Genomic DNA, 21,731 nt, shown 5'->3' with positions numbered 1-21,731 from the left:
ATAAGCAGTTTGTAAAGTAAGCTGACACTCGCTACGAGCTTATTGGCTACTGTCAGGGAGGTCGCTCATAGTGACAAAGTGACTTTCTGCCCGGGACAGGCGACGCTGCTTCAGGCTGATGAGGATAAGTGGGATAACAATCATGCAGCTACCTAAGACGAACCACAGGTCGGGGACTTCATCAAACCACAGCCAGCCAATCGCCACAGCCCAAATCAAGCCGGTGTATTCAGCACTGGTGACTTGGTTGGCCGCCACTTGTCGGTAGGCCAGTATGACGGTCACGTTGTAAGCTAAAATCAACACTGCTGATCCAATAGCGGTTTTCATGATGAGTGGATTCCAGGGCGCGCCCTCGTAGAGCATCAACAGAAAACTGGCGGGCAAAACCATCAAATAAGTGAGGAATAAAGTGTGCACGGTGGACTGTTGCTTGGGCAGCATGCGCACCATTACCGCGTTGATAGCAAGGGACGCGGCTGAGCCCAAGGCCATAATCGCCGCCCAGTTAAACTCCACAGGTCGCAAAATAACAACGATGCCGGCAAAGCCACAGAACACGGCCAGCAGGCTCAAGCGGGTTAAGGACTCCCGAAAAATAAACACCGAGAGCAGCATGACCAGAATCGGGGCAACATAGAAAATCGCATTAGCGGTAGCCAATGGCAGTGAGCCTAGTGCGATCACCATGCAGGCGATGCCAGCAAGGTGTGCGTGTGCACGGAAAAAATGCACCGCTGCCCCTTCAAATAGCCTAGCGTGGTTGATCTGTTTCCACAGCGGTAAAAGTAGCAGCAAGGTAATGGCACAGCGGATAAAAGCAAACTGGAAGACCGGGGTGTCGCTGCCGAGTAGCTTGATCAGGACATCCGAGACTAGGGCAATGGCATTACCAATAATCAGCAACAAGATGGCGCTATTGACGGTTTTTCCAGTCATGTTTTGAAACTCCTCCCTGGTGGTAGTCGATGGTTAAAGAAACTTGTCGTTTGTCGGGTCTTTAGGCCGCTAAAGGCTGCCTGCGAGAGCAGGACTGGTATTGGCTAAAGCTTTGGCTTGCTGCGCTATTTTTCGCGCTGCCAGATGGTAGAGACAGCAGATGTATGAATCAGTCAGGTCAGACCAATAAGCTAATTATAAGAAAAATGGGGGCTATGCAGTGAGGAATTTATCTGCAGAATTTCACCTATTGCAGCCCTGACTGTGACTTGATGTCTGCTGGCCGCGAAAGAATAAGTGGTGAATACCTTCTAACTGGGGCGGGTCGATGCCTGATATGGTGCTTTAAGGCTTAGAGCTGTTGTTACTAGCTATTAGCTGATGGACTAAAAAAACCCCGCCGAAGCGAGGCTTTGTAGTACGTCAGTGAGTTAAATTAGGCGCGTCGACGGCGACGCCCGGCAAAGCCTAAGCCCGCAAGCCCCAAGCCTAGCAGCGCGAGTGTACCTGGTACTGGTACGTTGTTGCCGCCATCACCAATCACAACCCCGCCCAGCGTAAATATACCGTTCATGTTCTGATTAATTACAGACCATTCCTGGGTGGGGTTGGCAATCGGTACCCAATTAAATTGGTAGTCGCCTGCGCTTAAGCCGGAAAATACAGCGGCTTGCCAGTGATCAACACCGCTACCGCAAGTGTTCGGGGTAGCAACAAGTGCACCTGTGTTACCAAAGCAACCGTTAGGGACATAGAAGTTTGTCACTCCATCTATCAGGCCCGCCGGCTTAGGCGTCCCTCCGAGCCCAACGCCGGCGCCTAGCGTGAATGGGTTGGTGGTTGCTGAATAGGGGTTACCGTTGACCCCGACCAAGCTCATGCTGCCTTCTAGGTGGTGACTGGCTGTGTTGTGGTTATAAGTGCCAAGCCAGACATTAACAATACCTGGACCGCCACCGTTTTCATAGCCAATGGACGTGGCGTGTGCGCTTGCTGTGTTAGGGTGCGTCAGAGCTATAGTGCCCAGCATCATGGCGCCTGTAATTGCTAGTTTGATTTTCATGAGCTTACTCCCTACTTCATAAACAGGCGCCTTAATAGATGCCTTGCCTTTTATAGCGCAATGCCTGTGCCAAAAAATAAAAAATCCTGCGATAACAGGAGCTTAAACACCTTGAGTGAATTTTGGTCTGGTAATATGTAAAAGATGTTGACAAAAATACCCTGCTAGTAAGGCTGTGGAGCTTGCAGAAAGTACTCAGCTTGACGCTTAGCGCAAAGGCAAGCCGATATTATTTTTAACTGCCATCAGACTAAAATTAGATTCAATATTAATGACGCCGGGAAACTTCAATATATGCTGCATGGATAGCTCGGAAAAATGATCCATATTTCTAGCCACAACTTTTAGTAAGTAATCGTGGGAGCCACTCATAGCATGGCACTCTACGATGTGCTCTTCGGCCTCTACCGAAGCCAAAAAAGCGCGCTGCTTTTTATCGTCTTGTTTCTCTAGGGTGATTTGAACGAAAGCGGTAACCTGTAAACCCAGAGCGCGCTGGTTCAACTTGGCCGCGTAGGCCTCGATCAGGCCAGATTCTTCCAGTGCTTTAACCCGCCGAAAACACGGGGATTCAGACAGCCCGACACGTTCAGCTAATTCAACATTAGAAATACGGCCTTGTGTTTGCAGTACCGCGAGAATATCGCGTTCAACTTGATCCAGCTTCATCGGTGTCTTTCACCATATTGAATAGTTTTTCAGCAAGAATCCTCCTACAAATAAACTTTTATAGCTACAAATAGAATAAAAACACCGGCATATCAAAGCTAAGCTCTTTATATCAAACACAAAGTAGTGCTGACTGAGGTTGAGATGAGCGAGCTATTTGCCAACCCGATGGGCTTAGATGGCTTTGAATTCGTGGAGTACGCAGCGGCTGAGCGCGGTATTCTGGAGCCGGTCTTTAGCACCATGGGCTTTAGTCATATTGCTAGGCACCGTTCAAAAGATGTGGATCTATGGCGTCAAGGCGGCATCAACTTTATCGTCAATTACGAGCAGCACTGCCCAGCTTCATACTATGCTGAAGAACATGGGCCTTCCGCTTGCGGTATGGGCTTTCGGGTAAAAAATGCCGCCAAGGCCTATCAGCGAGCACTGGATTTAGGTGCGCAGCCGGTTGAGGTTCACACCGGCCCTATGGAGTTAAAACTGCCGGCGATCCGCGGCATTGGCGGAGCTATCCTATATTTAATTGACCGCTATGATGACGAACTCTCTATCTATGACATCGATTTTGAGTACCTAGCCAACAGCGATATTCACCCCGAAGGCTGTGGTTTTAAAGCCATTGATCATCTCACGCACAATGTGTACCGCGGCCGCATGACTTACTGGGCGAGCTACTACGAAAAGCTGTTTAACTTTCGTGAAATTCGCTACTTCGATATCAAAGGTGAATACACTGGCCTACGTTCTAAGGCGATGTCGGCCCCAGACGGAAAGATCCGCATTCCGCTCAACGAAGAGGCTGGCGGAGAAGGGCAAATAGAAGAATATCTGATGGCATACAACGGCGAAGGCATACAGCACATCGCTTTTTCTTGCGCAGACCTGTACGAGGCCTGGGATAAACTCAAAGCCAATGGCATGTCATTTATGAGCGCTCCGCCTGACACCTACTACGAGATGTTAGAGCAGCGCTTACCGGGCCACGGTGAGCCGCTAGATGAATTACAGTCTCGTGGTATTTTGTTAGATGGCTCTACCGCCGGCGACAGCCCGCGGCTGCTGCTGCAGATATTTTCCGAGACCCTCATAGGCCCGATTTTCTTTGAATTTATTCAGCGCAAAAAAGATGAAGGCTTTGGTGAGGGCAATTTCCAAGCGCTGTTTGAATCTATAGAGCGCGATCAATTGCGGCGCGGGGTCATTAGCGCTGGCGATAAAGTCAGCTGAGGAGTGCTTATGCAGCTCAAGCGAATTCACCACGTCGCCTATCGATGTCACGATGCGAAGGAGACCGTAGCGTTTTATCAGCGGGTACTGAACATGGACTTTGTGCTGGCTATTGCTGAAGACAGAGTACCTTCAACAGGTGCAGCGGATCCTTACATGCATGTATTTATGGATGCGGGTATGGGCAATGTCTTGGCCTTTTTTGAACTGCCTAACTCCGCCCCCATGGGCTTCGATAGCAACACGCCAGATTGGGTTCAGCATATCGCTTTTGAAGTCGCTGATATGAATGCCTTGAATGCTGCCAAAGAATCCCTCCTTGCACAGGGTTTGGAGGTCATTGGCCCGACCAATCACGGCATATTTCACTCTATTTATTTTCGCGACCCCAATGGTCACCGCTTGGAGTTGGTTGCCAATACTGCCACTGAGCAAGAGCTACAACAGTTACGCGATGTGGCACCGGCTATGCTTGAGGAGTGGAGCAAAACCAAAAAAGCGCCCCGTCATGCAGCTTGGCTGCACGACTCATCCCTCCATGGAGAGACTTTGTGAAACTAGCGAGCTTAAAATCAGGCCGCGATGGCCAGCTTATTGTGGTGTCTAAGGACTTAGGTCGAGCAGTGTCAGCTGCGAAAGTTGCCACTACGCTGCAACAGGCCTTAGACGACTGGCACAACATTGAAGCGGCTTTGTGCAGTCTTTACGAGCAATTGAATAAAGGCGTTTTGACAGAGAGCTTTGCCTTCAATCCAAGCCAGTGTGCAGCGCCACTCCCGCGGGCCTATCACTGGGTGGATGGCAGCGCCTATGTCAGCCATGTCGAGCTGGTACGCAAAGCCCGAGGCGCTGAACTGCCTGAGTCTTTCTGGCACGACCCACTGGTTTACATGGGAGCCTCGGATGCTTTTATTGGTCCCTGTGATGACATAGAAGTGGCCTGTGAAGAATGGGGTATAGATTTTGAAGCGGAAGTGGTGGTGGTGACTGATGATGTGCCCGCCGGTACCAGCAGAGAAGCAGCAAAGGGCCATATCAAACTGCTTGGCTTAGTGAATGATGTCTCTTTGCGCAATCTTATTGCCGGTGAGCTGGCTAAACAATTTGGTTTCTATCAGTCCAAACCCTGGACTAGTTTTAGCCCAGTATTGGTCACGCCCGATGAGCTGGGGGAGGCTTGGGATGGTTGCAAACTCAGCTTACCCTTGCGCGCAACCCTCAATGGCAGATTAATTGGTGCACCCAATGCCGGTGTGGATATGACCTTTGATTTCCCTACGTTGATAGAGCACTGTGCAAAGACTCGCTCTTTGATGACCGGGACAGTGATTGGTTCGGGCACCGTGTCAAACGTAGGCAGTAAGGAGGGCTCCTGCTGTCTGGCAGAACTGCGCTGTTTGGAAACCATTGCTCAGGGAAAACCCAGCACCCCGTTTATGTCATTTGGCGACCGTATCGAGATTGAAATGCTCGATGCGGCGGGGGAGAGTATTTTTGGCAAAATTGATCAGCGGGTGGTTCAAAGCATATTGTAGCGCTTTCCAGCGTTATTCCTGTTCAGGCTGGAATGACCATTATGCTGCACCCGCCAAGGCTCTGACATGAAGCTTTACTCTTACTATCGCTCATCCGCCGCTTACCGAGTGAGAATTGCGCTCAATCTCAAACAATTGGATTACGATTATGTGCCCATTAACCTGCTGGAGCAGTCTAATAAGGGCGACGCTTATTTAGCGCTTAACCCGCAGGGCTTAGTGCCCGCACTCGAGTTAGGTTCCGGCGAGGTCCTGGCACAAAGTATGGCCATTATTGAGTGGCTAGAAGAAAGCTACCCGCAGCCTCCCTTACTACCGGTGGAACCCTTGCAGCGCGCTCGCATACGCTCGCTGGTCAACAACATCACTTGCGATTTGCATCCACTGTGTAATATCTCAGTTAGCAATTACCTGCGCCAACAGCACGCATTGAATGACATAGACCTGCAGCAGTGGATGAAGCAGTGGATGCAGCGCAGCTTTAAGGCCGTTGAACAGATGCTGGCAGCGAACAACAGCCACTATAGTTTTTCGGATAGCCCCTGCATGGCTGATATAGTACTTGTGCCACAACTGTATAACGCGAGGCGCTTTAACATCGCACTCGATGACTTTCCCCATATGGTCCGTGTGGTTGAGAACTGTGAACGCTTGCCTGCGTTTATAGATGCCCAACCCAGCAGACAAGTCGACAGCAAGTAGTAGATACCACCATGAGAGCAAGCACTCCATTACCAGAGCTGCCTAGTCACTTAAGACCCTTTGTCGTGACACAGGATTATCATCGCTACAGTGCAGAAGATCATGAAGTATGGTGCTGTGCGATGAAGCAGCTCACAGAAAGTCTTAAAGATACTGCCCACCCTATGTACTTGGAGGGCCTCAAGCGAACAGGGATTGCACTGGATCATATTCCCTCGATTGATGAAATGAATGTTTGCTTACAAGAATTTGGCTGGAGCGCAGTGGCCGTAGACGGCTTTATTCCGCCCTCAATTTTTATGGAATTCCAAGCACTTAAAATTTTGCCCATTGCTCAAAGTATGCGCAGTAAAGCGCAAATCCATTACACACCAGCACCAGATATTCTGCATGAATCTGCTGGGCACGCGCCTTTTATTGTGGATATTGATTACGCCGAATTCCTACAGCGCTTTGGCGAGGTAGGCATGAAAGCCATTGCCAACAGCCATGATATGGCCCTTTATGAAGCAGTGCGCAGACTCTCCATTCTCAAAGAAAGTAGCCACAGTAGTGCAGCAGATATTGATGCGGCAGTTGCAGGGCTACAGCAGCTTGGCGATGCAGAAATACTGCCCTCCGAAGCGGCGCTGTTGTCGCGACTACATTGGTGGACCGTGGAATACGGTTTAGTCGGAGATGTCGAAGATTACAAAATTTTCGGTGCAGGGCTGCTGTCTTCCATTGCCGAAAGCCAGCGTTGTCTCGATAACGAGGCAGTGAAGAAAATCCCTCTGACCGTCAATGCCGTGCTGACCCCCTATGATATAAGCAACCAGCAGCCCCAGTTATTTGTCACTCACAGTTGTAAGCACCTGAGCCAAGTACTAGAGGAGTTTGCAGCAGCCATGTGTTATCGCAAAGGCGGTGCCGAGTCACTTGCCACTGCCATAGAGGCCCAGACAATTTGCAGCGCTGTTTACGACACGGGCCTACAAGTGAGCGGCCAGTTCTGTGAAGTGCTGTGCGATGCAGTCGACAAGGCGATTTACCTGCGCACCACGGGCCCGACTCAACTGGCCTATCAAGATCAACAGCTCACTGGCCATGGAGGCGATTATCACAGTGGCGGTTTTGGCTCGCCCATAGGCTTATTGCAAGGCTTTAGTCGCTGTTTATCTGAATACAGTATGGATGAGTTAAAAGCCCAAGGGCTTGAAGTGGGCAAAGGCTGCACGCTGCAGTATTTGTCAGGAATTACGGTGACGGGGCGCTTAGAGAATGTATATCGACAAGCCCATCGCAACCTCTTACTAAGCTTTAGTGAGTGTAGGGTGACAGACTTGAGCGGCAGGGTGCTGTTCAGTCCTGAGTGGGGAATCTACGACATGGCGGTAGGTGCGGAGATCGTCTCGGTGTTCGGCGGAGTTGCCGACCGCGAAGCCATGCCGTTGTATCAGCCGGCAGCAGTGGCGGAGTAAGGCTGCTAGGTGGACACTCTTAGGCTAGTTGCTTCACCAAGCATTCGTAGGAGCTTGGCTGAATCAACTCGTCAAGATGAGTACGGTCTAGCGAATGTGCTCGGATAGATGGAGTAGCTGGTCAGCATATCTTGTGATCAGCTCTACATAAGTGATTTGCTCAATCCACTGAGCTGGTATCCCCTCGACTCCATAGTAGGCTCCAGCAAGCTGTGCATATATTGCACCCGTGGTATCGGCGTCATCGCCTAGATTGACGGCTAGCAGAGCACCTTCTTTGAAACTATTTGAATTGTGGAAGGCCCATAAGGCCGCCTCTAGAGCATCTACAACATAGCCTGTGCCTCGAATATTAGGAGGCATTTTTAGTTGATAAGAACCTCTAGCAATTTTTTGTATATCCGAGCATGCGTCGTCGAGCAAGAGAGAGGGCGGTAGATTTTTGGGGTTTAGTATCTCTGCTTTACTTAGGCCATTAAATGCTCGAACGATAAGTTCGCTATACAGGCCGCAGGCATCTAAGCAGGCTCTAGCACCATGGGTTGTGGCCGAAGACTTAGATGCGTACTGCCACAGGCCTTCATGCTGGCGACGGTAGGCCATCGGGATCGGCGCCAGACGCATTAGTGAACCGTTGCCTGCTGATCTCTCATGAGTGGAGCCGGAGTATGGATTGCCCGAGGCCTGGAAATTCTGCAGGGCGGCCGAAACCGTGTAGCCGATATCAAAGCAAGTGCCGATGCTACTTAAATGCCCCTCTTGCCACCAGCGAACATAGCGCTCCATCTGATCACTGGGATTGAAAGCCTGCATCTGAATTAGGCTTTCAGCAAGGCAAAGCGCCATTGAGGTGTCATCGGTCCACTGGCCGGGTTCAAGCTGGAAGGGTCCGCCGCCGACCATATCCTCAATAGGCTCAAAAGTGCCGGGTGTTTTGAATTCTAAAGTGGTCCCGAGGGCATCTCCCACCGCCAAGCCCAGCAAGGCTCCCCGGTATCTGTTTGTTAGCTCCATTGGGCTGGCATCCATCAGATAGTTCTAGTCGCTTATTACAGAGTTGATTTTAGCTGCGCGAGGGCGGTGCTGGTATCGGAGTCATTCAGAAATGATTTTCATCCCCAGCGAGTGCATAGGGCCTTGCTCATTTGAGTGCCAAGCGATGTAGCTTAGGGCTTCCCTAGGCAATAGCGCCGAGGGAAGCCCAATACCTTATCGCCATACTTAATCGGAATAAAACGTGCCTGTACAGCTTGCGTCTTAGCGCTTGATGGCCTCAATTTGAATATCGAGCCGGACTTCTTTAGCCATGCCCACTTCAACATACTTATCTATGCCCCATTTGCTGCGGTCTATGGTGGTAGTGAAATCGCCGCCACAGACTTGCTTCTCAACAACAGCACTAAAGTAGCAATTAAACTTAGTCGCTGTAAGAGTGATAGGGTGGGTCTTGCCAAGTAGGCTTAGCTCGCCATCTATCTTGGTGGGCACCAGGTTAGCGGAATCATCTAGCCCTTCCTGATCATTTGCTTCTGTTGTCTGGGCCTGGTCTTTCTCTGGGGCATCGACAGCAAAATGCCACTTGGTAGAGTCAAAGCGTGCTATTGGATAGTTCTCTACATTAAAGAAGTCGCTGCTTTTAAGGTGCTCGTCAAACCGGCTATTGCCGGTGTTGATAGTATCCATGGGGATTACAACAGACACCGAGCCCTCTTGTGATTCTGGCTTATATATCACTTCACCAATGAGATTATAAAAGCCTCCGGTATTGGTCGAAGTATTAAAGTGATCGATTGAAAAGCGCGCATTGGCATGGTCTGGGTCAATCTCATAGCTGTCGGCAAAGCTAAAGCTGCTCACCGTTGCCAATAAGGCAAGTCCTAGCGGCTTGCTTATAACTCCTTTCATCGCACTGCTAAACTGACTTAGAGATGACTTACGCGAAATACTCTTATTCATAAATAATCCTCTGTTTAACAAGTGATCTTTGGTGCTGCTGCTGAAGCTGTGAACTGCATAGTTGTCCGTGGCTCAAGCCCATTTTTTGAGCAAGGCTCAGTTGGGGAGTCGAGTCCTGTATTCCTAGCTTGTGCAGTATTTATAGACTACATTGCAGCTTTTTGTAATACGAGTATTGAATGAGATCTCGCCGCTTCAGGACCTCAGCATGAGTACTGGCACTAGAGGCAGCAGGCTTTGAACTTCCTGCCGCTACCGCAAGGGCAGGCTTCATTGCGGCCGGGTTTCAAGGTCCCTTGCTGTGTTTGGCCCTGAAGGTAGTACCAGCGGCTGCCCTCCCGCACAAACTCTGAGTTTTCTTGTAAGTATCCCCACTGAGATGCTTGGCGGTAAATCGCCTGAAACTGCACTTGGCCTACTTGTTTTGCTACTTCGCTAGCAAAGATTTGCAGGGCTAGCCATTGCGTCGAGTCGTCCAAGTCCAGTGTCGAAGGCCGTGTGCTGGGGTGCCAAGTGGCGCGCAGATAGTCTGCTAATTGGAGCGAGAACGCGCTGAAGCGCGAGCGCATCAAAGCCTCTGGTGATGGAGCGTCCTCGCCATTGTGATAGCGCCCGCAGCAATCTAGGTAGGGCTTCAGGCTACCGCAGGGGCAGTCTGCGACCAGCTGTTGGGTTTTAATCACTAGGACTCATCTGCATCGGGATTAAAGGTGATTGCTACACCCTGCTCGGCAAATACTTCTTGAGCCACTTGCATGGCTGTGAGCACCCGTGGGAAACCCACGTATGGAATCAGGTGCACCAGGCAGGCGGCGATTTCGTCGGCACTTAAACCCACATTCAGACCAGTGACTACGTGCATGCCAATCTGTGGCGTGCCCTGTGCAACTAAAGCGGAGATAGTGGCCAGAACTTTCTGCTTATTATCGAGGCCTGGGCGAGCGTAGATATCGCCAAAGGCAAACTCCACCACCAGCCGAGTTAAATCTGGGGCAATATCTTTAAAACTCTCGCCAATTTCCATGTGGCCAGTAGGACTATTGGGATCCGCTATGGTCAGCTCTTTCAGCTTGTCCATACCCTTTTGAAAACGCTCGCTTGACAACTCAGTCTCCTTTTTAATCACTGTGAGCTCTCAGTATACCAGCCTGATACTGAGGCCTCTAAGGTGACCAGCCTTAGTGTGGGTGGCTACAAGCACTCTTCCTAGGGAGCTGAGAAACAGAGAACCTGAAGTACATGCTGAGTTGAAAAGTACCACGGCATATCTTTGCTCCCGATAGGGTACTTATAAGCTACTAGTTAAGCGGCCTGGCGCAGCCAGGTCCGCTGAGCATTACTGCATCTAGTCCGGGTCAGAGTAGTTCGAATTGAAACAGTTATTTGCGCTCGAACGCGTCCAAGCCGAGTCGCATCCAACGTAGCGCCATATCGTCGCGGTCGGTGAGCATGTCTCACAGGGTGTCTTCGCTGGTGATGCAGTATTCGCCGTTGTTGCATTCGATCGGCACACGCTTGGCATGGTCCTCGCGCCACTGTGCGCTCTGGTAGTAAGCGTGAAGCTCGCGGAGAAGTCCCTCCGCCTCGAGCCACTCTGCTTGCGCCTGCTCCTGTTTCCGCTGCAGTTCGCGCCAGCGCTCGTACTTCTGCTGCAGTGTTTGGGGGTCGTATTGGGACATGTTGGGCTCGGCTTTTCCTGTTTGTCACGATAGCTCATAGAGGCCTAACAGCTATCTATGGACTCTCCCCGTTTTGCAACAACGAATAGGATGTTTTTTGGTTGTCGACTGCGGCTATCTATTCGGCCTAGAGTCTTGCCCTGGCCCTGATGACATCTGCGCACGGATTCCTCTCTAATTACTCGGCCTATGATCCGGCCTTAGCTGTTATCAGGTTTTATCCATGCACGGTCGAACCGTTTTCCATCCTACACTTTGTGCAATCGCGAAAGAGTACCTCCTTGGTTACCGTGCTTTAGTTAACAGTTGATGGCTGGCGTTCGCCCACCATGACAGCCCACGCTATTCTTGCTTGTTTTGCCGCCATGGCAACCGCCACCACATTCTCAGGTCGGCGCTCTCTTAGCGATTCAATCCATACATGATGCATGCCTTTCCCTTTAGAAGACATCAGCAATACTGTCCTGGCGCCATGGACCAGTAGCTTTCTCAGATATCGGTCGCCTCTCTTCGTAATCCCGCCCAGCTTGCTTTTACCTCCCGATGAATATTGACTCGGCACTAAACCAAGCCAGGCCGCAAACTGCCGACCGTTTTTAAAGGAGGAGCCGTTTCCCGCCGTGGCTACCAGCGCGGATGCCGTCAAGGGGCCAATGCCTTCCAGCTTCATCAGCCTAGAAGCGGCTTCATCTTGCCGCACCCAACACGCTATTTTCACGTCGAGGTCAGTCACCTGATCATCAAGCCGAGCTAACCGAGCCAGCATGTCATGTAGCATCTCAAATACCATCTTCGGTAGGCTATCATCCGCGAACACATCCACAATAGTACGCTGGAATTGTCTTCTTCCCACTGGCAGCACGACACCAAACTCCATTAAATGGCCGCGAACCTGATTGATAAGTGAAGTCCTGTCAGACACGAGCTGATCACGAACACGATGCACCATCAGTATCGATTGTTGCGATTCTGATTTAACTGCCACGAAGTTCATGCCTGGACGACTGATTGCCTCACAAATAGCTTCAGCATCGTTTGCATCATTTTTCCCCTTACGACGATACGGCGTCGCTAAATGCGGCGATATGAGTTTGACTGAGTGGGAAAGTTTGCCTAGTTCTCGCGCCCAATAGTGGCTGCCACCACACGACTCAATACCAATCACTGTTTTAGGTGTTTGAGCAAAGAAATCAAGCACGTCGGCTCGCCTAAGCTTCTTTCTCAGCACAGTATTCCCTTGTGCATCAACGCCGTGTACCAAAAATACTTGCTTCGCAATGTCCATCCCAACTCGCGCAACCTGGTTCATAGCCCTGTCCTCTTTTTTCGATAAACACAACTAGAGGTATAGTCGATAGGAGGGGAGAGTCCATGTCATTAAGTATATAGATCGGTCTAAAAAATACTCGGGCTCAGTATGTAAAAAAATAATGTGAGAGCGTTGGTTGAAAGCCCTTTGTTATCATTAGTTTAAACGGGGGTAACCAAAGTTAGTAGGATACAATCGTTATGCTTCAAGCTCCTTGGACATCATATTCGTCCAGAGGAGGGCACGAGATTCTGTCAATATATTTATAATAATCAATGGTATACGCATTGATAATATAGTGACTGGTATTGCCGGGTGAGTTCAGTGCAGAACAGCTGTTCTTCTAAACCGTTCATTCCAGTTGCCGTCATTCTCATTGCGACAGTTTTCTTCACTATCAAAACGGACATGTCTACGCAGATCTGTCAGTTTTATGCTGATGGATAACAGTTTGTCATTGATCAGAGTAATCACTTCATCGACATTTGTTGTTATCAGCTGCTCATTAGTATTGTAAATGCAGACAATCGACAAAGAGTGGGGGAAGTTTCGGTAGTCCGCGAAATGGGTCAGCCATTCGAAGCCAGGATGTTGCTGCTGTGCTATTTCGCAGACCTCGGTCAGCACCTTAATTAGTGCCTTATCTATTTTTTTGTCAGTTTTTTTCATTTCGTTTGCAGCGCTACTGCGCTGTATCCTCAGTTGCGACAGTGTGCCCAATCAGAGCGCTTTAAGCTAAAGAAAAAGTTGATATAAGAGGTTTTTAGCTTTGCCGCCGGCAGAGCCATCTGAGACAGTTCCAGCGCTGTCGACTTATGGGTTGCTACTTTGCATGCTGGGCTTGCAACACCGAGCCTGCATCGTTGCTGTTAGTACTGTTTAGTGGTTTTAGTCGCCACGTAATAGCCCCGCTAGAGCCTGTGCATGGGCCCTGGCTTCCACTCCTGCATTAGTGAGGTATCCGCCGTCACTCTGGCTCACAAGCCCTTTCTCGAACAAAACTAGGCAGGCCTCGATAAGCTCTCTGCGGGTGTTGGAATGGACTTTAAGGCCGCGGTCCAGACTGCTGCTGTCGAACTGCAACAGCAGGTTGAGTTGATCTATTGTTTGCGCTGTAAATGACAAGCTGCTGTCCTCACTAGTAGTGACTGCCCCTGGGTGCGGCTATTTTTAGTGCCAAGGCCCCTGGACATTGATGAGTTTCTTTGCCCTGTCAGCATACCCCCAAGGCAGCCGCCTTCATAGATAAGACAGAGAATTCACCAGCGCTTGAAGATCAGCAGCTCGAAGCCGCGGATGAAGTCGCTCAGAGGGATGCGCTGGGTAAGCAATCGTTCTATTAAGGGACCGTGTCCAGTTCAGGTCTCTCACTCTGGCCCTTGCTTCGGGGGTAGAGCGCTCAGGTGCTACTGCGCTGGATACTTGAAGCTTCAGCCAGTTGGCTCTGGCAGCTGTTTTTCTATGCCGACAAGCACTGAAGCAGTATGGTGATTGCGCGCTACTAACTTCGCCCTGTTCTTAATGTTTTGTCTATGCTTCTATTGTGGTGCCTTGCCTTACCTGATTTTTCCTATGGGTAAATCTGGCGCTTCGCAAGCGGGCTTAGGGAGCTAAAATGTCGACAAACGATGGTTGGTACCGGCTGACACCTCGACTAAAAATAGCAGCTATGGTCACTGGCCTTTTTTCTCTGATTCTGGCCGCTATGATCTTTGCCGTTGCCATTGTTCAGCTGCAATCTGCTGGTACTGCCTACGCTTTAGGCGAGAGCATTTGGTCTAGAGCACAATTGTCCGCAGTCATCTATTTTGAACGCTATGCTCACTCTGGTGACCCTCTGGATTTAGAGCAGGCTAGAAACTGGCTTGCTGTTCCGCTCTCTCAACAGCGGGCACGTGAATTAATGGAGGCGGAATCTCTGGATGTAGATAAAGTTAAAGCAGCGATGATTGCGGGTCGTAATCATCCCGATGGCCTAGACGGCATGATCTGGCTGTTTCGGCATTTATCCGGCGTTCAAGGTTTTCAACGGGCTGTTGTCGCTTGGAGAGATACTGATCAAGATTTGTTTAAACTCAGTGAAATAGGGGATGCCCTGGAAAGGGAGTGGTCAGCAGCGAGGCCAGATCGACAGACAATGCTAATGCTGCGGCAACAACTGAGCACCGCAAGCAATAATCTGGAAATGAATTCCTTGCGCTTTCGCAAGGCCATTGGGAGTGTATCTAGGTGGACAACGAGCGTTCTGTCTATTGTCAGTGCAGCTGTCCTGCTGCTCCTGGCATTCGCAGCCTGGAGTATCAGTGTGCGCATGACACGATCTGCGTGGCGCACTGCTCAGAACTTCCGTGCGATTTTCGAACAGGCTGCTGTTGGCATCGCCAAGGTCAATAGTCAGGGTTATGCTCTGGATGTAAATGATGCTCTGTGCATGATACTGGGCTATTCAAAACCTCAGCTGCTCGCTATGCATTATAAAGACCTACTGTTCCCTGAAGATAAGCAGTCGGGACGATTAGAGCAACAAGCTGTAGTGGCGGGCACTGCTAACAGTCACACCTTTCAGCAGCGTTTGATGAATGCCAGTGGTGAAGCGCTCTGGGCGAGGGTTACTGTATCCCTGGGCTATTCTCAAAAGGACCACAGCACCCATTATATCGTTGTGCTGGAAGATATTTCTGAATCCTATCGTATGTCAAAGGAGCTGAGTTATCAGGCAAATCACGATGAACTGACGGGGCTGCTGAATCGGCGGGCATTCGAGCGTCACCTGGAAGAGGTGCTGAGTGAGGCACAGAGTGAACACAGTAGTCACGCCTTGTGCTTTATTGATCTGGATCAGTTTAAGGTTGTTAACGATACATCCGGCCACTTGGCCGGAGATGAACTGTTGCGGCAAGTCGCGGCGATTGCTCGACTGTCATTGCGCAAAAGCGATGTGCTCGCCCGTCTTGGTGGTGACGAATTTGGCATTATTCTGCGTAACCTCTCGACGGATGTGGCAGCGGACATCGTTGAAAAGTTGCGCGCCGCATTAGAAGACATGACCTTCATCTGGGAGGGTCGAAGCCACAATGTGGGTGGTAGCATTGGTGTTGTGCCGATAACGGCGGAAAGCTCAGATGTCAGTGCTCTGATGCGTGCAGTTGATATAGCTTGCTATGTGGCCAAGCACAAGGGGCGCAATCAAGCTTACTTGTCTGTTGCTGATGATTGGCAGATACATGAATACCGTATTGAAATGGAGTGGGTAAACCGCATTCAGGAGGCCCTGCAACAAAACCGCTTCTATCTCGATGCTCAGTTAATCGTACCCTCGCTTACAAAAGGCCGCGGCTTGAGATATGAGGTTTTGGTCCGACTGAGGGATGAGGAGGGTCAGACGGTCCCCCCCGGTGCTTTTCTACCCGCCGCAGAGCGCTTTGGTATCGCGCCCAAGATCGACCGCTGGGTGATCGAAGAAGTGTTTCGCCAACTGCTACTACATAAAAACCATCTGAACACCCTGGATGCTTGCCATATTAATCTCTCTGGTCGCTCCTTCGATCAACCAGGGTTCGCTGACTTTGTGGTCGAGCGGCTGCAGCATTACGGTATTCCTGGCCACAAAATCTGCTTTGAGCTGACCGAAACCGCTACTATGCACAACCTTGCTGATGCTCAGGAGTTCATGACACGCCTGAGAGCCTCTGAATGTAGTTTTGCGCTGGATGACTTCGGCACAGGTCTATCATCTTTTAGCTACCTCCGTCGTCTACCGGTAGATTATTTAAAAATAGACGGGGTTTTCGTGCGGGATATAGTGGCTGATAAAACAGACCTAGCGATGGTTCGAGCAATCAATGACATTGGCAGGACGCTTGGGAAAAAAACCATTGCCGAATTTGTCGAAAATGACGAAACACTGGCCTTGCTTAAAGAAATGGGGGTGGATTATGTGCAGGGATATGGGCTCCATTACCCCTGTGGATTCCAGGATATACTTAGCGGTAATTAGGGGTGCAGCAGATGAAGGATGGTAGCTACGGGTGGACTTGAACCACCGACCCCAGCATTATGAATGCTGTGCTCTAACCAGCTGAGCTACGTAGCCATGAACACGTCAACTAGGGACTGCTGTCCCGAAGAGGCGCGCATTTTCCCTACTTTCTGGGGGCAAGTCAAGCCCTTTGCGCATTCTAATCTAAGAAGCTGAGGTGGCGGCTTTAAGTGCTCACTGAGGCGGAACAGAATGTGCCAAGGCACTTTGTTTAATAATGCCAAACGGCGCCTTTTGTTGTACTGCCTTTGCCTTGTGGGGCTTTGCAGCCACTTCCAAAGCTTTAGGCAGCAGGTAGAATGAGTCAATCAAGTTCATTTAACTGATGGAGATAATAATGAAAGACTTTGGAGTGGGCACCACTATCGGTTTGTTGCGGCGCACCGCGCCGTTTTTAGTCTTTAGGTTTTTAATCTATTTTGGCATCACTTTGGGCTATGTCTTGGTCACTGGCATCGGTGCCGGTGTGGGCTACGGTGCGGGGTTCGTCTTTGGGGATGCAGCTACTGGTGGGGCCTATGGTGGTCTGGCAGGTTTTGGTATCGCCGGCGCTATTATGTACTTCCTGCGAGAGTACTTGCTGTATATGGTCAAGGCTGGCCATATTGCGGTGCTAGTAGAGGTCATGGAAGGTGGCGAGATTCCAGGAGGGCGCGGGCAGATTGCCCACGCACAAGCCGTTGTTAAGGAGCGCTTTGCTGAGTCTTCGGTGCTATTTGGTATTGATCAGCTGATTAAGGGCATACTCAAAGCCTTTAACAGGGCCTTCTTTACCTTGGCGACAATTATTCCAATCCCTGGTATCGAGGGCTTAGTTAAGTTCCTCAATACGATTATCCGCTTGTCACTGACCTATTTGGATGAGGTGATTTTGGCCTACAACATCCGTACTCGCTCGGATAACCCTTGGGCTTCGAGTCGCAGCGCGCTGGTGCTCTATGCGCAGAACTACAAGAGCTTCTTCAAGAATGCGCTGTTCTTAGCCTTTATTATATGGGGCTTAACATTCGCAGTGTTTTTGCTAATTTTGGCGCCAGTTACGGCCTTGGTGGCGCTGTTTCCAGGTACTGCTGGACCAGTTACTTTTGCTATCGCGGTGGTTTTTGCCTGGGGCGTTAAGCAGGCTGTGATCGAGCCATTTGCGATGACGGCTCTTATGCAGGTGTTCTTTAAGGTGACTGAGGGCCAGCAGCCTGATCCAGAGTGGGAGCAAAAGCTGGATTCGGTCTCTAGTAAATTTGGTGAGCTGAAAACGAAAGCAAATACTTGGGTAAGTGGCAAAAAACAGGCAGAAGTTACTGCTCCAAGCACAAGCCAAGAAGCTGGGCTCTAAGGGCAGGTTAGGCAGTTGATCGCCTCTGCGCGAGCTCGATATAGCGATAAGTAACGCTAGGACTTGAAAACAACAGGGCCAGCTAGAGCTGGCCCGAATAAAAAAGAACTAAGCGCTTAATTATGGGAGCCTGAGGGCTCCCATATCATTTAGACGTTAAAGCGGAAGTGGATGATGTCGCCATCCTGAACCACGTAGTCTTTGCCTTCTAGGCGCCAGCGGCCAGCATCTTTAGCACCTTGCTCACCATTGTAAGTAATAAAGTCTTCATAGCTGATGACTTCCGCACGAATAAAACCCTTTTGGAAGTCGGTGTGGATAACGCCAGCGGCTTCTGGCGCAGTGGCGCCGACTTTAACGGTCCAAGCGCGCACTTCTTTGACTCCGGCGGTGAAGTAGGTCTGTAAATTCAACAGCTCGTAGCCAGCGCGGATCACGCGGTCTAGGCCGGGCTCTTCCATGCCTAAATCATTAAGAAACTCGAGGCGCTCATCATCGTCGAGTTCAGCGATTTCTGATTCGAGTTTGCTGCAAATGGCCACCACGGCAGCACCTTCTGCTTCAGCAATACTGCGCACCGTATCCAGCAGCGGGTTGTCATCAAAGCCCTGCTCGTCCACGTTAGCGATATACATGGTGGGTTTTACCGTGAGTAAGTGTAGGGTCTTTACCAGTGCGAGCTCATTTTCGTCGAGCTTTAATGAGCGAATAGGCAGAGCTTCGTTCAGCTGGGGCAGGAGTTTGTTTTCCAGCAGGGCCTTCATGGCAATGGCTTCTTTATCGCCGCCTTTGGCGGTGCGTGTCACTTTTTGGAGCTGTTTTTCGCAGCTTTCCAAGTCGGCCAGCGCCAGCTCGGTGTTGATTATCTCGATATCTGCCTTGGGGTCTACTCGGTTGGCAACGTGAATGACGTTGTCGTCATTGAAGCAGCGCACCACATGGGCAATAGCATCCGTTTCGCGGATGTTGGCCAAAAATTGGTTGCCCAGTCCTTCACCTTTGGAGGCGCCAGCGACTAGGCCAGCGATATCGACAAACTCCATGGTGGTGGCAAGCTCACGCTGTGGCTTTACAATTTCGGAGATCTTGCGCTGTCGTAAATCGGGTACTGGAACGGTACCGGCATTAGGCTCGATGGTGCAGAAGGGAAAGTTCTCCGCATCGATGCCCGCTTTAGTGAGCGCGTTAAACAGAGTGGACTTACCAACGTTGGGTAAACCAACGATGCCGCATTTAATACCCATGTGTAATTCCTGTCATTATTGACTTAGGGCTGCTATAGCAAGCGCCTAGGTGGCTTTGAAACTGTGAAGTCGGGTCATGGCCCGAGTTGGGTCGCCGTCCAGTAGTAGGGGAAGGGCGGCAATCGCTTCATCGATGCTGTCATCAATGCGCGCGCGATCGTCGCTGCTGGGTCTGCCCAACACATAGCCGGTCACTTTTGATGCATGTCCGGGGTGGCCGATGCCAATCCGCAAGCGCTGAAAGTTCTTGCTGTTGCCAATTGCTGGAATGATATCGCGCAAGCCGTTGTGGCCACCGTGACCACCGCCCTGTTTAAAGCGGGCCTGTCCGGCAGGGATATCAAGCTCGTCGTGAGCAACTAAGATTTCTTCGGGCGTAATTTTGTAAAAACTTGCCAGGGCCGCTACTGCTTGGCCGCTGCGGTTCATAAAAGTTGTGGGGATGAGCAGGCGTAAATCGTGTCCTGCGAATAAGCTGCGTGCAGTGAAACCGAAGAATTTACTTTCGCTTTGTAGGTTGGCAGCACTGCGCTGTGCTAGCGCCTCGACAAAATCGGCGCCCACATTGTGGCGTGTGCCCCGGTATTCACTACCGGGGTTGCCAAGACCAACAATCAGTTTGATGTTTGCTGTCAATGCGGGTGCCGCTTGCAGCGAGAAAGTTACTTCTCGCTGTCGTCCTCGTCGTCTTGAGCTGATGGTACTTCATCGGCTTCAGGTGCATCTGTATCTTCTTCTTCATCGTCGCTGCCGCCACGTGGGGCAACAACAGAAGCGATGGCCAAGTCGTGATCTTCACCCAGGGCCAAGGCAACGGAAGTCACGCCTTCTGGTAGCTTCAGTTCAGACAGGTGCACGATGTCGCCTATATTCATGTCTTTCATATCGAGTTCGATATAGTCAGGAATATCAGCCGGCAGACAGAGTACTTCGATTTCTGTCTCGTGGTACTGGACCATACCGCCTTCGAGTTTCACGCCGGGGCAGCTCTCTTCATTGAGGAAGTGAATCTGTACGAAGATCTTCAGTTCAACGTCGTCTTCGATGCGCATAAAGTCAACGTGTGTCACGTCGTTGCGAGCAGGGTGACGCTGCAGATCCTTGAGGATTGCTTTCTCTTTCTTTTTGCCGATGTTAATCGTCAGTACTTGGGTGTAGAAGATTTCATCTTCCAGCTGCTTCTCCAGGTCCTTGCGAATGATGCTCAAGGGCAATGGCTCTTTGTTTCCGCCATAAATAATGGCCGGAATCTGGTTGGCGAGACGACGAAGGCGGCGGCTCGCACCTTTCCCCAAGTCTTCTCGCAGTTCTGCGTTGATCTCAAATTGGTCAGACATTGTCTGGACTCCTTTGAATAGACACTGCTGTGCTTGCGACCGGCACGGCGGTGTGTGGTGGTTTGCGCTGTCCTTATTTGAACAGCGCGCTGATGGATTCCTCGTTGGACACCCGGCGAATCGACTCTGCCAGGAGGCCCGAAATGGTCAGCTGGCGAATTTTACCAGTTGCTCTTGCTGCGTCACTCAGGGGAATCGTGTCTGTGACTATCAGCTCATCGAGCTGAGAGTTTTGTAAGTTATCTAATGCGCGGCCAGACAATACGGCGTGCGTACAGTAGGCCACTACTTTAGTTGCGCCGCGCTCTTTCAGTGCATCGGCAGCCTTGCACAGTGTGCCGGCAGTATCGACCATGTCATCTACTAGCAGGCAAGTTCGGCCGTTTACTTCACCGATTAGGTTCATCACCTGGGCTTCATTGGCCTGTGGGCGACGCTTGTCGATGATGGCCAAGTCGGCGTCATCTAGTTGTTTGGCAATTGCTCGCGCTCGCACAACACCACCAATGTCCGGTGATACAACGATGAGGTTTTCGTAATTGCAGCGCTGAATGTCTTCGTTGAGTATTGGCGAGCCGTAGATGTTATCTACCGGGCAGCCAAAGAAGCCCTGGATCTGTTCAGCGTGTAAATCGACGGTAAGTACCCGGTCGACACCAACGCTAACCATCATGTCGGCGACAACTTTTGCTGTGATGGGCACCCGTGCCGAGCGCACTCGGCGATCCTGACGCGCGTAGCCAAAGTAGGGCACGACTGCGGTGATGCGAGCAGCTGAGGCACGACGCAAGGCGTCGATCATTACCAGCAGTTCCATCAGGTTGTCGTTAGTCGGTGCGCAGGTAGACTGCACTACGAACACATCTTTGCCGCGTACGTTTTCGTTCAGTTCTACGGCGATCTCACCATCACTGAACTTGCCAACATCGGCTTTGCCTAGTGAAAGATACAGTCTGTTGGCAACGAGTCGCGCCAATTCCGGGTTGGCGTTTCCAGTGAAGACCATCATTTTAGAGGACACGGCGTTTTACCTCTGGTCGGAGTGGAGTCGAGCTGTTTACACATTGATTGTTGCTGGTGCCCGTCTATCGTGAGCTGCAGTACATCCTGCACATAAAAATAGTGCCAGACACTTACCAGTGAATGGCACTATTTAATATGGCTGGGGTGGCAGGATTCGAACCTGCGAATGCCGGGATCAAAACCCGGTGCCTTGCCACTTGGCGACACCCCAAT

General features: G+C 50.7%; 22 protein-coding genes and 2 tRNA genes. 7 read left to right on the top strand and 17 right to left on the bottom strand.

Annotated features, from left to right (window positions below; all coding sequences use genetic code 11):
• Nucleotides 1-39 precede the first annotated feature (39 nt).
• The 3 genes from H2508_RS07970 to H2508_RS07960 all read right to left on the bottom strand — a co-directional run bounded on the left by H2508_RS07970 (nucleotide 40) and on the right by H2508_RS07960 (nucleotide 2,671).
• The gene (locus H2508_RS07970; protein ID WP_182171585.1) at nucleotides 40-939 is read right to left on the bottom strand and encodes a DMT family transporter; all 900 of its coding nucleotides are present in this window, start codon (nucleotides 937-939) and stop codon (nucleotides 40-42) included.
• A gap of 436 nt (nucleotides 940-1,375) precedes the next feature.
• Entirely contained in the window at nucleotides 1,376-2,002 is a 627-nt protein-coding gene (locus tag H2508_RS14880; RefSeq protein WP_220463669.1) for a PEP-CTERM sorting domain-containing protein, read from the bottom strand.
• A 207-nt stretch (nucleotides 2,003-2,209) separates the two neighbouring features.
• Entirely contained in the window at nucleotides 2,210-2,671 is a 462-nt protein-coding gene (locus tag H2508_RS07960) for an Lrp/AsnC family transcriptional regulator (RefSeq protein ID WP_182171583.1), read from the bottom strand.
• Between the two features lie 144 nt (nucleotides 2,672-2,815).
• Between H2508_RS07960 and hppD the strand changes: the two genes are divergently transcribed.
• The 5 genes from hppD to H2508_RS07935 all read left to right on the top strand — a co-directional run bounded on the left by hppD (nucleotide 2,816) and on the right by H2508_RS07935 (nucleotide 7,598).
• A complete protein-coding gene (gene hppD / locus H2508_RS07955) occupies nucleotides 2,816-3,901 on the top strand; it encodes a 4-hydroxyphenylpyruvate dioxygenase (protein ID WP_182171581.1) in 1,086 nt (361 codons plus the stop codon).
• A 9-nt stretch (nucleotides 3,902-3,910) separates the two neighbouring features.
• Nucleotides 3,911-4,456: a VOC family protein gene (locus H2508_RS07950; RefSeq protein WP_182171579.1), complete on the top strand. Its 546-nt coding sequence runs from the start codon at nucleotides 3,911-3,913 to the stop codon at nucleotides 4,454-4,456.
• A complete protein-coding gene (locus H2508_RS07945) occupies nucleotides 4,453-5,436 on the top strand; it encodes a fumarylacetoacetate hydrolase family protein (protein WP_182171577.1) in 984 nt (327 codons plus the stop codon). Before H2508_RS07950 ends, H2508_RS07945 begins: the two co-directional genes overlap by 4 nt.
• 66 nt (nucleotides 5,437-5,502) lie before the next feature.
• Nucleotides 5,503-6,138 (top strand): maleylacetoacetate isomerase, encoded by a 636-nt coding sequence (maiA, locus tag H2508_RS07940; RefSeq protein ID WP_182171575.1) that lies wholly within the window; start codon nucleotides 5,503-5,505, stop codon nucleotides 6,136-6,138.
• Between the two features lie 11 nt (nucleotides 6,139-6,149).
• On the top strand, nucleotides 6,150-7,598 hold the full coding sequence (locus tag H2508_RS07935; protein ID WP_182171573.1) for an aromatic amino acid hydroxylase: 1,449 nt from the start codon (nucleotides 6,150-6,152) through the stop codon (nucleotides 7,596-7,598).
• An 87-nt stretch (nucleotides 7,599-7,685) separates the two neighbouring features.
• Here the strand turns inward: H2508_RS07935 and H2508_RS07930 are convergent, their stop codons facing one another.
• The 8 genes from H2508_RS07930 to H2508_RS07895 form a co-directional block, all read right to left on the bottom strand.
• Nucleotides 7,686-8,612, bottom strand: a complete 927-nt coding sequence (locus H2508_RS07930) for an ADP-ribosylglycohydrolase family protein (protein WP_182171570.1) — start codon at nucleotides 8,610-8,612, stop codon at nucleotides 7,686-7,688.
• 243 nt (nucleotides 8,613-8,855) lie between these two features.
• The gene (locus H2508_RS07925) at nucleotides 8,856-9,554 is read right to left on the bottom strand and encodes a YceI family protein (RefSeq protein WP_220463667.1); all 699 of its coding nucleotides are present in this window, start codon (nucleotides 9,552-9,554) and stop codon (nucleotides 8,856-8,858) included.
• 221 nt (nucleotides 9,555-9,775) lie between these two features.
• Nucleotides 9,776-10,237, bottom strand: a complete 462-nt coding sequence (locus H2508_RS07920; protein ID WP_220463666.1) for a YchJ family protein — start codon at nucleotides 10,235-10,237, stop codon at nucleotides 9,776-9,778.
• The gene (locus H2508_RS07915; protein ID WP_182171567.1) at nucleotides 10,237-10,659 is read right to left on the bottom strand and encodes a carboxymuconolactone decarboxylase family protein; all 423 of its coding nucleotides are present in this window, start codon (nucleotides 10,657-10,659) and stop codon (nucleotides 10,237-10,239) included. The genes H2508_RS07920 and H2508_RS07915 overlap by 1 nt, the downstream gene beginning before the upstream one ends.
• 349 nt (nucleotides 10,660-11,008) lie before the next feature.
• Nucleotides 11,009-11,233, bottom strand: coding sequence for a DUF4298 domain-containing protein (locus tag H2508_RS07910; RefSeq protein ID WP_220463665.1), 225 nt, complete (start codon nucleotides 11,231-11,233; stop codon nucleotides 11,009-11,011).
• A gap of 295 nt (nucleotides 11,234-11,528) precedes the next feature.
• Entirely contained in the window at nucleotides 11,529-12,542 is a 1,014-nt protein-coding gene (locus H2508_RS07905; protein WP_182171564.1) for an IS110 family RNA-guided transposase, read from the bottom strand.
• Nucleotides 12,543-12,863: 321 nt separating this feature from the next.
• Nucleotides 12,864-13,211, bottom strand: a complete 348-nt coding sequence (locus H2508_RS07900) for a hypothetical protein (protein WP_182171561.1) — start codon at nucleotides 13,209-13,211, stop codon at nucleotides 12,864-12,866.
• A 219-nt stretch (nucleotides 13,212-13,430) separates the two neighbouring features.
• Nucleotides 13,431-13,667 carry a TIGR02647 family protein gene (locus H2508_RS07895; RefSeq protein WP_182171558.1) on the bottom strand — a complete coding sequence of 79 codons (237 nt, stop codon included), beginning with the start codon at nucleotides 13,665-13,667 and terminating at the stop codon, nucleotides 13,431-13,433.
• Between the two features lie 490 nt (nucleotides 13,668-14,157).
• Between H2508_RS07895 and H2508_RS07890 the strand changes: the two genes are divergently transcribed.
• A complete protein-coding gene (locus H2508_RS07890; RefSeq protein ID WP_182171555.1) occupies nucleotides 14,158-16,539 on the top strand; it encodes a putative bifunctional diguanylate cyclase/phosphodiesterase in 2,382 nt (793 codons plus the stop codon).
• A 19-nt stretch (nucleotides 16,540-16,558) separates the two neighbouring features.
• On the opposite strand, the gene H2508_RS07885 is transcribed toward H2508_RS07890, so the two are convergent.
• Nucleotides 16,559-16,635: transfer RNA gene (locus H2508_RS07885), tRNA-Met, on the bottom strand.
• Between the two features lie 283 nt (nucleotides 16,636-16,918).
• On the opposite strand from H2508_RS07885, the gene H2508_RS07880 reads away from it, so the two are divergent.
• Nucleotides 16,919-17,914 (top strand): hypothetical protein, encoded by a 996-nt coding sequence (locus H2508_RS07880; protein ID WP_182171552.1) that lies wholly within the window; start codon nucleotides 16,919-16,921, stop codon nucleotides 17,912-17,914.
• A gap of 149 nt (nucleotides 17,915-18,063) precedes the next feature.
• Here H2508_RS07880 and ychF read toward each other — a convergent pair whose 3' ends face one another.
• From ychF to H2508_RS07855, 5 genes are all read right to left on the bottom strand, one after another.
• A complete protein-coding gene (gene ychF, locus H2508_RS07875; protein ID WP_182171549.1) occupies nucleotides 18,064-19,158 on the bottom strand; it encodes a redox-regulated ATPase YchF in 1,095 nt (364 codons plus the stop codon).
• 45 nt (nucleotides 19,159-19,203) lie between these two features.
• Nucleotides 19,204-19,794: an aminoacyl-tRNA hydrolase gene (gene pth, locus H2508_RS07870; protein ID WP_182171546.1), complete on the bottom strand. Its 591-nt coding sequence runs from the start codon at nucleotides 19,792-19,794 to the stop codon at nucleotides 19,204-19,206.
• A 26-nt stretch (nucleotides 19,795-19,820) separates the two neighbouring features.
• Nucleotides 19,821-20,495, bottom strand: coding sequence for a 50S ribosomal protein L25/general stress protein Ctc (locus H2508_RS07865; RefSeq protein ID WP_182171543.1), 675 nt, complete (start codon nucleotides 20,493-20,495; stop codon nucleotides 19,821-19,823).
• Between the two features lie 73 nt (nucleotides 20,496-20,568).
• Entirely contained in the window at nucleotides 20,569-21,501 is a 933-nt protein-coding gene (locus tag H2508_RS07860) for a ribose-phosphate pyrophosphokinase (protein WP_182173356.1), read from the bottom strand.
• 153 nt (nucleotides 21,502-21,654) lie between these two features.
• Nucleotides 21,655-21,729, bottom strand: a tRNA-Gln gene (locus H2508_RS07855).
• Nucleotides 21,730-21,731: the final 2 nt, after the last annotated feature.

This window comes from Sediminihaliea albiluteola (assembly GCF_014077625.1).
GTDB lineage: Bacteria > Pseudomonadota > Gammaproteobacteria > Pseudomonadales > Halieaceae > Sediminihaliea > Sediminihaliea albiluteola.
The sequence above is the reverse complement of the archived record's forward strand: the minus strand, read 5'-3'. Positions and strand labels throughout refer to the sequence as shown.